This window comes from Acinetobacter sp. YH12046 (assembly GCF_013419905.1).
GTDB lineage: Bacteria > Pseudomonadota > Gammaproteobacteria > Pseudomonadales > Moraxellaceae > Acinetobacter.
Window position 1 is genome coordinate 49,110 of sequence record NZ_VOZF01000010.1, and the last position, 12,300, is coordinate 61,409.

12 protein-coding genes are annotated in these 12,300 nt (G+C 42.9%); 8 read left to right on the plus strand and 4 right to left on the minus strand.

Annotated features, from left to right (window positions below; translation table 11 throughout):
* Nucleotides 1-2 precede the first annotated feature (2 nt).
* From tolA to pal, 3 genes are all read left to right on the plus strand, one after another.
* Nucleotides 3-1,334: a cell envelope integrity protein TolA gene (tolA, locus tag FTU03_RS07960; protein WP_166138755.1), complete on the plus strand. Its 1,332-nt coding sequence runs from the start codon at nt 3-5 to the stop codon at nt 1,332-1,334.
* A 202-nt stretch (nt 1,335-1,536) separates the two neighbouring features.
* Entirely contained in the window at nt 1,537-2,820 is a 1,284-nt protein-coding gene (tolB, locus tag FTU03_RS07965) for a Tol-Pal system beta propeller repeat protein TolB (RefSeq protein WP_171505601.1), read from the plus strand.
* 55 nt (nt 2,821-2,875) lie between these two features.
* Nucleotides 2,876-3,448 (plus strand): peptidoglycan-associated lipoprotein Pal, encoded by a 573-nt coding sequence (gene pal, locus FTU03_RS07970; RefSeq protein WP_159124033.1) that lies wholly within the window; start codon nt 2,876-2,878, stop codon nt 3,446-3,448.
* 90 nt (nt 3,449-3,538) lie between these two features.
* Here the strand turns inward: pal and FTU03_RS07975 are convergent, their stop codons facing one another.
* Nucleotides 3,539-3,724: an NF038105 family protein gene (locus FTU03_RS07975; protein WP_159124034.1), complete on the minus strand. Its 186-nt coding sequence runs from the start codon at nt 3,722-3,724 to the stop codon at nt 3,539-3,541.
* Nucleotides 3,725-3,907: 183 nt separating this feature from the next.
* Between FTU03_RS07975 and FTU03_RS07980 the strand changes: the two genes are divergently transcribed.
* The 5 genes from FTU03_RS07980 to FTU03_RS08000 all read left to right on the plus strand — a co-directional run bounded on the left by FTU03_RS07980 (nt 3,908) and on the right by FTU03_RS08000 (nt 7,201).
* Entirely contained in the window at nt 3,908-4,882 is a 975-nt protein-coding gene (locus FTU03_RS07980) for a class 1 fructose-bisphosphatase (protein ID WP_179992677.1), read from the plus strand.
* 49 nt (nt 4,883-4,931) lie between these two features.
* Nucleotides 4,932-5,708 (plus strand): RNA methyltransferase, encoded by a 777-nt coding sequence (locus FTU03_RS07985; RefSeq protein WP_179992676.1) that lies wholly within the window; start codon nt 4,932-4,934, stop codon nt 5,706-5,708.
* A gap of 167 nt (nt 5,709-5,875) precedes the next feature.
* Nucleotides 5,876-6,490, plus strand: coding sequence for an RNA polymerase sigma factor (locus tag FTU03_RS07990; RefSeq protein ID WP_159124054.1), 615 nt, complete (start codon nt 5,876-5,878; stop codon nt 6,488-6,490).
* On the plus strand, nt 6,487-6,804 hold the full coding sequence (locus FTU03_RS07995; protein ID WP_004784617.1) for a hypothetical protein: 318 nt from the start codon (nt 6,487-6,489) through the stop codon (nt 6,802-6,804). Before FTU03_RS07990 ends, FTU03_RS07995 begins: the two co-directional genes overlap by 4 nt.
* A complete protein-coding gene (locus tag FTU03_RS08000; protein WP_179992675.1) occupies nt 6,794-7,201 on the plus strand; it encodes a DUF3106 domain-containing protein in 408 nt (135 codons plus the stop codon). The genes FTU03_RS07995 and FTU03_RS08000 overlap by 11 nt, the downstream gene beginning before the upstream one ends.
* A gap of 50 nt (nt 7,202-7,251) precedes the next feature.
* Here the strand turns inward: FTU03_RS08000 and FTU03_RS08005 are convergent, their stop codons facing one another.
* The 3 genes from FTU03_RS08005 to hda form a co-directional block, all read right to left on the minus strand.
* Nucleotides 7,252-9,663: a CSLREA domain-containing protein gene (locus tag FTU03_RS08005; RefSeq protein ID WP_179992674.1), complete on the minus strand. Its 2,412-nt coding sequence runs from the start codon at nt 9,661-9,663 to the stop codon at nt 7,252-7,254.
* Between the two features lie 9 nt (nt 9,664-9,672).
* A complete protein-coding gene (gene rbtA / locus FTU03_RS08010; protein ID WP_179992673.1) occupies nt 9,673-11,472 on the minus strand; it encodes a rhombotarget A in 1,800 nt (599 codons plus the stop codon).
* A gap of 121 nt (nt 11,473-11,593) precedes the next feature.
* On the minus strand, nt 11,594-12,298 hold the full coding sequence (gene hda, locus FTU03_RS08015; protein ID WP_179992672.1) for a DnaA regulatory inactivator Hda: 705 nt from the start codon (nt 12,296-12,298) through the stop codon (nt 11,594-11,596).
* Nucleotides 12,299-12,300 lie beyond the last annotated feature (2 nt).

Below are 12,300 nucleotides of genomic sequence, written 5' to 3' on the forward strand. Positions count from 1 at the left end.
GTATGAAAAATTATCAGAAACCACCGTTTCAGAAGAAAGCAATTGCGATTGGGTTTACGCTAGGAATCCATGCAGTTGCTTTGGTGGGCCTGCTTTTTCTGGGCATGAGTAAGCCACCTGAACCGCCAAAACAGATTAAAACGGTTTTAATTAAACCTGAAGACCTCAAGCCGGTGACTCGTGAAGAAACCGAGTTTGAAGAAACTGCACATGAAAATATTGCAGAAGAAATTACCCAAACTGCTGAACCGAGTGTAGAGCCTGCACCTGTGGTTCCAACGGCAGCTGCACCGACACCTCCGGCACCGCAGCCTGCACCAGCACCCCCACAGATCGATATTCAAAAAGCTCAGCAAGAAGCCAAAGCGGCAGAGCTTGCTCAAGCCAAAGCCGCTCAGCAAGCAGCCGAAGCAGCAAAACGTGCTGAAGCCGCCGAACAGGCAAAACAGGCTGCTGCCAAAGCCAAAGCAGAGGCTGCACAAAAATCTAAGGCTGAAGCTGAAGCAGCGCGTAAGGCCGAAGTAGAAGCACAGCGTAAAGCCGATGCTGCACAAAAAGCCAAACTTGAAGCGCAGAAAAAGGCTGATTTAGCCGCCAAGCAAAAAGCAGAGGCTCAAGCCAAGGCAAAAGCGGATGCTGCGGCAAAAGCCAAGGCAGATGCCGAAGCTAAACGTAAAGCCGATGCGGCTGCAAAAGCTAAAGCAGAGGCGGATGCTAAACATAAAGCTGACGCTGCGGCAAAAGCCAAAGCAGAGGCTGAAGCTAAACGTAAAGCTGACGCGGCTGCGAAGGCTAAAGCGGAAGCAGATGCCAAGCACAAAGCTGACGCTGCGGCGAAAGCTAAAGCAGAGGCCGAAGCTAAACGTAAAGCTGATGCCGCTGCGAAGGCCAAAGCGGATGCTGATGCCAAGCATAAAGCTGATGCCGCTGCAAAAGCTAAAGCAGAGGCGGATGCTAAACATAAAGCTGAGGCTGCGGCAAAGGCTAAAGCAGAAGCTGATGCCAAAGCCTCTGCAGCCAAACAGGCTGCTGAAGAAGCTGCACAGAAAAAAGCGGAATCTAAGCGAATTGCCTCTACTGCAAAACGTGATTTCGAAAATAAAATCAGACGTGCATGGGATACCCCTGTGGGCTCCTCAGGCCAGAAAGCGACTGCTCGGGTCACTTTGAGCGATAGTGGTTCTGTGGTTTCTGTGGTGGTGAGTGCCAGTGATCCAGATATGAAAGCCAGTGTAGAAGCGGCAGTACGTGCTGCTGCACCTTATCCAATGCCTTCAGATCCGGATGCACGCCGTGAAGCACGAAGTTTTACTTCAACCTTTACAGCTCATTAATGAAAAACAGCCATAATAAAGAAAAAGTGTTATGGCTGTTTTTTTGAGTTAAACTTCAATTGAAACAGATTAAATAATAATCACTCCCCATAGTGATATAACAGTTTGATGATAAATTCGTGGTCTATTTCGCATAAATCCATGCGATGATGTAGCCCAATCACTTATAAATAACTCCGTTGATTTGAGTAAATAACGAATGATGGAAAAGACACGCAAACACCTACTCTGCCTTGCAATCATGACCACTTTGGGTGCGGTCACTGCGACCCAGTCTCAGGCCCAACTGCATCTGGAAATTACCAAAGCTCCTGAAGCTGCTCCTAAAATTGCCATTGTGCCTTTTAGCCAGGATCAGAGTATTTATCCGGTGGTGGAAAATGACCTGAATCGTTCTGGTAAATTTGCCAGTGCCTCGAAGAATTTACCTGCTACAGCACAACTAAATTCGCCAAATGCTGAAGCTTGGGCAGCTGCAGGCGTACCCTATGTGGTGACCGGTTCATCCAAGACCAATCCGGATGGTTCTTATAGCATTCAGTATCAATTGTATGATGTCGAAAAACGTCAATACTTACTGAATGAGTTGCTGACTGTTCCTGCTTCACGTACCCGTCAGGCAGCCCATATGATCAGTGATGCCATCTATCAGGCATTAACCGGTATTCCGGGAGATTTCACTGGCCGTATTGCTTATGTGTTACGTAACCCGGCAACGCCTGAGCAGCGTTATACCTTGCAGATTGCCGATACGGATGGTGAACAGCCAAAGACCATTTTGACTTCGCGCGATCCAATCCTGTCACCTGCCTGGACACCGGATGCGAAAAAAATTGCATATGTGTCTTTTGAGACCAAACGTCCGGCCATTTATGTACAGGATCTGGCGACTGGTCAACGTGAAAAGCTGGCCAGCTTCCGTGGATTAAACGGTGCACCAAGCTTCTCTCCAGATGGCAAGAGCATGCTGTTCACTGCATCTATGCACGGCAACCCGGAAATCTATCAGATGAATCTGGAAACACGCCAGTTAAAACGCATGACTAACGATAGCGCAATTGATACAGAAGCACGTTATGCACCAGATGGAAAATCATTTATCTTTACTTCAGATCGTGGTGGTTCTCCGCAGATTTACCGCTATGATTTCAATAATGAAAGTACCAAACGTCTGACTTTCCGTGGCGCATTTAATGCCCGCGCGACCTTAAGTGCAGATGGTAAGAAACTTGCATTGGTTCATCGTCCAAGTGGCAGTAACTATAAAGTGGCTGTACAAGATATTAGCTCAGGTGTGACCAATATCCTGACGCCAACCAGCCTGGATGAATCACCTAGCTTCTCGCCAAATGGTCAGATGGTGGTCTATGCCACTCGCGAAGGTAACCGTGGATTGTTATCCATTATGTCTCTCGATGGCCGGTTCCGCATGAATCTGCCAAGTGAAACAGGTGAAGTCCGCGAACCTGCTTGGGCACCAAAATAATAGTTCAATATTTATAAATGCTTTACCCCATAATCAACCTTCATGGAGATGAAGAATGAACAAAGTAAAATTATTTGCACTTCCTTTACTTGCAGCTGCAGTCGTAATGACTGGTTGTGCCAGCCGTAAACCAGCAGCTGAAGTCCAAACTGGCAACCTGGATACCAGTGGCACCACCACTGTAAACACTGAAGGTCTAAGTGAAGATGCAGCTTTAAGTGCTCAAAATATGGCCGGTGCATCTGCTAAAGGTGTAACTGCGGAAAATAAGGCTTATTTAGCTAAACGTGTAGTTCACTTTGACTATGACAGCAGTGAACTGAGCAATGACGATATCCGTACTCTGCAAGCACATGCCCAGTTCCTGATGGCAAATGCCAATTCTCGTGTAGCTCTGACAGGCCATACAGATGAACGCGGTACACGTGAATACAACATGGCGCTTGGTGAACGTCGTGCCAAAGCAGTAGAAAGTTTCCTGATCACTTCTGGTGTAAATGCAGGCCAACTTGAAGCAGTGAGCTATGGTAAAGAAATGCCAGTTAATCCTGGCCATGATGAAAGTGCGTGGAAAGAAAACCGCCGTGTAGAAATCAACTACGAAGCTGTTCCACCACTACTAAAATAAGTGATCATTTAAATAATACATCATTCATAAAAAAGCACTCAATCGAGTGCTTTTTTATTAGAGGGATATTTGAAAGATCAAAGAATAAAATTACTCTTTGCCTTCACCTTCTTCTGCAGTTTGCATGGATTCAATCATGTCGTGTTTATTGAATTTTTTATATTCAGGTTTTGCTTCGTAATCCTTCCACGCTTCTTTCATCTTGTCTTCAGAAATTTCATCGAGATTAATCGCTTCGCTCGGCGTTGGAGTCGCATCAAACTTTAATGTTGTCATCTCTGTGCTCCTATGATCATTTTTTCCTTTGATTCAACATAGCACTTTCCACAGGAGTTGCAAGGGCAAAATCACAACAAATAATTCAGTTTAATTGTCCTTTTCGGACGTTCTCCTCTAAAATATAGCCGTATATCGTTTTGATCTTTTTTCCCCGATTATAAGTCTTGGAGTTTTTCCCTTATGTCATACCGCACCTTATCCCAATTCCTACAACAACAAAGCGGGAACCTCACACCTGAACTTGCACAAGTAATTGAAACAATTGGAAATACCTGCAAGCGTATTGACCAACTCCTGCAAAAAGGTGCTCTAGCGGGTGTATTAGGTAGTGCTCAGCATGAAAATGTTCAAGGCGAAGAGCAAAAGAAACTGGACGTGATTTCTAATGATTATCTGATTGATGCATTAAAAGTACATCCACATGTAGGCGGTTTAGCATCTGAAGAACTGGATGAATTCACTTCAGCACAGGAAAATGGTCAATATCTAGTATTGTTCGATCCACTTGATGGCTCAAGCAATATTGATATCAACATGTGTGTGGGTACCATCTTTTCAATTCTTCCTGCAAAAAATAGTGTAACTCAGGCAGAAGACTTCATGCAGGCTGGTGTCAATCAGGTTACTGCTGGTTATGTGCTGTATGGCCCATCAACCATGATGGCACTGACTGTGGGTGCCGGTGTGGTATTCTTCACTTTCGATCCTGAAACTCAAGAGTTCCTGTTGACTTCTGAAGCGATTCAGGTAGCTGCTGATACTAAAGAATATGCAATCAATGCATCGAACCAGCGTCACTGGGAAGCGCCGGTACAACGTTATATCTATGAATTGCTGGCAGGTAAAACAGGTCCTCGCGCCAAAGATTTTAATATGCGCTGGGTTGCTTGTATGGTCGGCGATATTCACCGTATTCTGTGCCGTAGCGGAATCTTCATGTACCCATACGACTTAAAAGACCCAACGAAAGCAGGTCGTTTACGTTTAATGTATGAAGCCAATCCAATGAGTATGCTGATGGAACAGGCTGGCGGTGCATCAACGACTGGTCGTGTCCGCATTCTTGAAATCGAACCTACAAATCTGCATCAACGTGTTCCTGTCATCATTGGCTCAAAAAATGAAGTTGAGCTTGTGACCAGCTACCACCACTAATTTTTAAACGGCAGTTGATCTCTGATTGACTGCCGTGGACTTTCTTCTTATGCCAACCATCTTCCTTGAATCCAAAGACAATCCTAAAATTAAACACTTACGCGGTTTAATTGAACAGAATTCTTATCGAAAAAAACAAGGACAGACTGTGCTTGAAGGCACGCACCTGTGTCTTGCATGGTTACATGAAAACAAGAAAATCAATTCGATCTTCACGACTGAACATGCTTTAGCGCATCCTGATTTCGACATTATTTTAAACAAATATACCGGTGTGGTCTTTGTCATTGGTGAATCGCTTTATAAGGACCTGAGTACCTTAGGCACTTCGATTGCATGTATGGCGATTGTCGATATTCCAAGCTCAAGCCAGGCACTTGATTTTACGGCTGACACTCTGATCCTTGAAAATGTGCAGGATCCCGGTAATGTTGGCACCCTGCTACGTTCAGCAGCAGCTGCCGGTATTGATCAGGTCATTTGTACCAAGGGTTCAGCATCTATCTGGTCGCCACGAGTATTACGTGCAGGTATGGGCGCGCATTTTTCTTTGCAAACTTTTGAAAATATCGCACTGGAAGACCTTTTACCGCAATTCAAGATTCCGGTATATGTCACCAGCTCACATCGTTCTAGCAGCTTGTACAGCAAAGACTTGCGTAAAGCCTGCGTCTGGATTCTGGGCAATGAAGGTCAAGGCGTATCTGACTATGCCCTGCAACATGCCGAAGCGGTGACTATTCCACAGCCAGGTGGACAGGAATCCCTGAATGTTGCCATTGCAGGCTCTATCTGTTTCTTTGAGATGGTGCGTCAACGTATCTAATACGGTATTTAGGTTACATTGTTTTAATTACAGTCAGTGTATTTATAAAATAGATTACACTACAAAAATAATAAGTTTTATTGTCAACCAAATCGTTATTCCCAACGTTATATGCACATGAACTTGGGAATAATGGTGGGTATCCAATGACAGGATTTTCCATCTCTATGGATTTAGCACCGAAACCGTTGCAGTCACAAGATGCGAGTATTCTAAAGAGTACGGCAGAGTCTCGCCTGAAAAATTTCATGCAGGACGTGACTGGGCGTGCTTTGGTGATGATGGAAAGTGCGACTCAAGGACAACATGGGATCGCAATGGATCTGGTTCAGGAAGCTTTTATTGCTTTGCATAAATCTTATGCAGAGAAAAGCACTGAAGAGTGGTATCCCCTGTTCTATACGATTCTGAATAACAAATTACAGGATTGGCGTCGTAAAGAAGCACGTCGCAACCAGCCCTTTTCCTTTTTCAAAAAAGTCAGCCTTGATGACGACGAAGTCGAATTTGACAATCTGGTAGATGAATCTACGCCCTCACCTTTAGAATTTCTGGATCAGGCAGTAACTGCTGAAGAAATTCAGGAGGCGATTGCCAAATTACCTGTGCGTCAGCAGCAAGCATTTATGCTCAGAGCTTGGGAAGGCTTTGATACTCAAACTACAGCGCAAATTATGAACTGTACAGAAGGCAGTGTGAAAACCCATTATCACCGTGCTATTCAAGGTCTACGTGCCTCTCTAGCACACTTAAATCCATATCTGGGAGGATCATCCGAATGAAGCAAGATGATTTCTTAAAGCAAGTAACTTCCAAACTTGATGGACTGGCACAGCACCACAAGGATAAACCGGTGGTGATGAATCATGTGCTGGAGCATATTCAGGACGCACAACATTCACGCTTTGCATTTCTAAAAATGTCTGGCTTTGCTCTGGCTGCTGCGATTGCTGGCGTGGTAGTGCTACCGAATATTGTCAGCCATAACGAACCTCAGACTCAGGCAGTATCTACCCCCAAACTCTCCCCACAGATGCTTGAAGATCTGGAAATGTTAATGGTTTTAGGTGAGGACAAAGTTCCACATGGCAGCTAAAAGATTAGCAATTGCATTTTGTGCATTCAGCTTCCTGCAAACCAGCTTTGCGGGATTTGAACGTTTTTGGATTTTTTCCAAAGATGCCAATACGCAGGTCAACGAAACCTGGGATACACTTTCTGATTCCGAGCAACTGGCATTAATTAAACGTTATCAGTCCTTAAAAGAAATGCCTGAACAGCAACGTATTAATTTACAGCAACGCATGGATTGGTTCACCCAGCTTCCTGAAGCTGAAAAGCAGCGTATGCGTGAAACCTGGCAAATGATGAGCAGCCAGGAACGTAAGGAGTTAGGGGCACGGATGCAAAAAGCAACACCAGAAGAACGACTGGCGATCCGTGAAGAATATATCCAGAAATACCAGCAACTCACTCAACCTAAAATTCATTAATTTAAGTTAAATAAAAAAGCCTCCATCTGGAGGCTTTTTTCATGCTGCAATTATTTTCTAATTTGGCGATATCCTGCCAGACCTAATAATCCGAACAATCCCCAAATTCCAAATGGACCACCACCACTTGATGATGTATTGGTATTTTTAGCCGTATTTTTTAAGTTAATTCTAGCTGTATCTGACATCAACTCATCTGCATCAAAAACATGATACTGCATATCATAATCTGACTGACTAAAAGTATTTTTCACACTAAAGGTTAATTTTCCACCATAGCAGGTTTCACCTGCAAAATTTCCTGGGCATGGTCCTTCTCGCTCTGCGGAAAGGTTTACTCCGGCAGGAAGCTTGACAATGCGAATTGGAATCTCACGACCATCTTTATCACGATAGAAAGCAGCCTTGCCATTCATCCGTGGACCATCACCATCATCGCTGTCATTCTCTAATGGATTCACAGTTACGGTCAGATTGTTCTCTGCGCTAATTCTATATTCATCATTTTTTACAATCGGTTTAATATTTACAAATGCGCCCTGCAAAATACCTGTACTGCTGGCACCTGTCTGCTTGTCTTTAATTGTATAACGGCAATACTCCGTATCCGAGAGACTGGTTACTTTGCCATCAGTACGATACATCATGATACGGTTTAAGTCAGGCTTCCATTCACATTTTAAATTTGGGTCATTCGGCGCACCTTGAACAATTAATGAACTGCCTGATCCAGATAAAGACCCTACACCTAAAGATTGCACTGTAATTTCATAATTTTGTGAATTTAATGCTTTAGCTTGTACTTGAGTATTATTTAAAGTTTCTTGAGGCATGACCAAACTAAATGGATTAACGTATATGGCACGATATTTCTGGTATTGCTTGGTATATTTTAAAAGATCCTCATATTCTTTTAGCTCTTCCTTTAAGCCCTGTATTTCCTCAGGTTTTGTATTCTTATCGGCCAGAATAGAATTAATATCATCAATATTTTCCTGATAATAATCCAGCAACTCTGTTAAAGAACTATTTTTTAGGCCAGAAATATCTGCTGCAGTTAAGCGCCGGATTTCTACCGACCCAATTTCACAGGAATTTTTTGCGTCCGGATTAAATAATAAGGTTGCCTTAGTCAACCGCTCAATTCCACGCTGATCAGTTTCTTCACAACTTTCTGTACCGATATTGACCAGATCCGTATTCGATTGTCGATCAATAGGATAATACATCCCTAAATAACGGTTATTTACAGAAGGTTCGATATAAGCAGTTAATAGATCTGTGATCTGATTACTGGATACATCAATATTCGTTGAAACACTGTTTTCTGCCAGTTCAGGTAATATACAGCGTGAGGAACCACTTGTATGAATCGCATTATAAGCAGTAAATAAATCTACACCTTGTTCTTTACTTGGATTCCCACCATTCAAGGCATATTCACAAGACAAGCCCTGGTTAAAGGCCAACACGTTATAAGCCAGACTCGAATTACCAGTATTGTCATAAAAGATGGTAGAGCGAGCAGTATTTTCGACAATCGTGTTATTAATAGCACTAAAAGTGAAGTAAGAACTTAATGGACGGCTGATTTCATTGGCCATTCGGAAAATATGACCTGTAGTACTGGTCGTATTTTTTGCAATCGTAGAGTTACTAATATCAGCTTTGGCATAACCACAGAAGTCCAGAATACTGGCCGTATCAGTAGAACCATTTTTGACAATGCTGCTTGCGCTAATTTCTAGCTTGGTCTCTGTACTGCCCAAATTCCCCACACAATCCATAGCCAAGACACTGCCATATGTAGCTGCTTTATTCTGATGAATTAAGGAATCCTGAATCCTGATAACTTTTTCATTATTCATCGCTACTGCATAAATTGCTCCCCCTTCTGCAGCCGCTCGTGAATTTACAATTTCACTATTCACGAGGCTTAGAGGACCGGCGACATAAAATGTTCCACCATTACCTTTATCCAGACTGGTTTTTGCAGCATAACCATCTTTCAGGATGACACCATTTACCACCATGCTGGCTTGGCTAGCGACCGTATTAAATAAGCGAGTTTTCCCTTGGCCTGAAATGGTGGTTGTTAAAGCCTCACGTGTTGGATATAAAAAGGTAATAGGGCTTCTTTGAGTATAATTGAAGGGTGATTTTCCCAAAATATTGACATGGGATTCAACAATAATTTCACTATTGAGTTTGTATTCCCCAGCTTCGAGTTGGATGACATCTGGAGCGGAACCATCATTACGCAATGTACGGCCAACATTGCATCCTCCATAGGATTTATCCAGCTTGGCTGTCTTAATGGCTTCACGCAAGGAACAGGCACTGGTATTTTCCCCGTCCTCGTCAGCAAATGTAGTGACATATATGGTTTTATCTTCGGCTGCCATTAAACTCATGGCAGATAAAATCATGGCTGTAAACAGTCCTTTTTTATAATTTTTCATGATTTTTCCTTAATCTTTTAATCTGCGACGTAGGCCGATCAACCCTATCAAGCCCATTAAGCCAGCGATTCCCCATGCCCCACCAGAGGTTTTCACAGACTTGTCTTTCATTTCATTTTTAGGTTCCTGTACAATCTGGGTACTTAAAACCAGATAAGGTTTGGACTTATTAAATCGTGTAGATGAAGTAACTACCTGAATTTCAAAAATGTCAGCACCATGCCATTGTGAATCTGGGGTATAAACAACATTCCCATCAATATCAATGACTGTTTTGCCCTTGGAAACAGTTTTGGTTTGGATAACCTGTAAGCAGCCATCTTGCCAAGGCTCACCCTTTGGATTCTCTCCAATAATGTTATTGCATTGCTCTTTAGGAATTAAATCACTATCTCCTAAAGCAGATTCAATTGAAAACTTTGCAGTCTCTCCTTTTAGAAGATCCTGTCCAACCAGATTGGTAGATGTTGGAACTGTAATTTCAATCGCACCACGGTCACAAAATAAGTTATCTAGTAAACGGTCTACACCGCGTTGGTCTGACGCCTCACAGCTGACTGAAGGATTGCTGCTATTGTAGCTAGTCCCTCTATTTACAATCGGTGAATCACTAACCTGATTATAATTCAACAGGATACGAGGACGTAGATAGCCCAAGAACTGATCTTTAGGAACGCTATAAGGACATAGAATAGCATCGCTATTTTGTTTTAAATTTAGACAGATACCTTCACTTTGATCTGAAGCCTCTGCAAACAAGCGAGTACCTGTCCAGATCTGGTTTGGATACGCAGCATCACCTGTACCACAAGATGCTGTTACCAGGTTATTGTGAATCGTACTTTTATCCGTAGTTTCAATCTGACAATCCTGCGTACCATTTCTTAAAATAATACTGTTCGCCACATAGGCTTTACCATTCGGGGCACTAATACGTAGTGCTGTACCTGTATTGTCCACTATTGTCAGGTTATTGATTCCCACTCCATCAATCACATTGATCAGTGCTCCCTTATTTTTTAACAGGGTACTGCTTAGGACTTCAGCATTAATGGATTGAATATCGGCAGGATTATCGACTTGGCCCGCTGTATAAATATTGGTAGCATTATTATTCAGCGTCTGGTTATTCTTTAAAACGCTTTGATAAACCAGAAAGTATGGAAGCTGGCTATAGAGTATGCCACCCTGTTGCGCCTGATTATTTTCAATCAGGCTGGTTTTTATTTCGGCAAAAGCAATCAGATTCTGGCCAAATTTCCCCACATTATAAATGGCACCACCTTGACTCGCAGCTCCCTTGTATAAGCGGCTGTAATCAATCACCAATTTACCTTTATTATGAATTAGGCCACCTTGTTCGGCACAGCTGCTTTTACCGCAACCTTCAAGGTCGAGTTCTTTTAAATTGACTTGAATCAGCTCTTCATCATTGCTAATACGGAAGAGATTATCTGTCCCTTTCATTTGAATATGAGCGTTATATAACCCCATTACCTTATCGGTACTACTAAATTCACCATCTACTTCTGCGATAGATTTAATCGTTACTGATTTCTTGATCGGGATATGCTTATTCAGTACATAGGTCGTTTTTTCTTTTAAGATAATGGTGCCAATAGCATTTTCGCCACCACAGCCCATATAACCTTCTTTAGCCAGGCCACGATTCACATATTCAACAGCTTCTCGAAGTGAACATTCCTTGTCATCTTTTTCAATATCTTCTGTGGTAGTTACAATAATTTCTGCACTATATGCCTGCCCCGCCATACATAGCAAAGCCATGCCTATGCTCTTCTTGAGCATACCCTTCTCCTTAATTTTTTATTTCTTTCTTTTTCTTCTAAAGTTGCATCTTCCTTGCAACAGCGAATTATTTTGCCTTACTTTCGCATAGACTGAGTAATTACTCAAGATGTTTTATAATTTAACGATATTCATCAATTAATGCATAAATCTGCCGCAGGTTAGCATTGCTGACCTTCAGCTTTTCGCCTTTAAGTAATTGAATAATCTGTTCTAATGTTTGTAGAAGCACGGAAGTTTGATGTGGTCCGTGATTTAGCAAATAATCAAAAATCTGTGGATCAAGATGAATACCGCGTCGGTCCAATACCGAGGATACCAAGGTAAATCGGTCCGCATAAAGACTGCCATTTGGGACACGGACACTGACTGCCTGCGTGAGTCGGGACTGCAAATCGGGCAATTCAAGCTTTAACTCAATGGGTGCAAAACGGGAAGAAAATACCAGCTGACCACCGCCTTCATCATTATAATTAATCAAGTGAAAAACGGCGCGTTGCCAGTGTGGAACCCCACTAATGGCTTCAATATCATCCAGTGCGATCAGGTCAAACCGGTCCAGCGAAGTAATGGCTTCAGTAGGCGCATCCAGAAGCTCCAGCAAAGACACCTGTATAGCAGTCTTACCGATTTCCAGATAAGAATCACAAATGGCAGAGAGTAAGTGACTTTTCCCTGTTCCAGCTCCGCCATACACATAAAAGCGGCTGATTAGGCCTGCATGCAGCTGTCGGACTGCGTCAATTACATGACCCCATCCCGGGCCCGAAAAATCACTAATTCGAGCATCGAGTTGAGGTTCTATATCTAGCTGCAATTGACGCATAT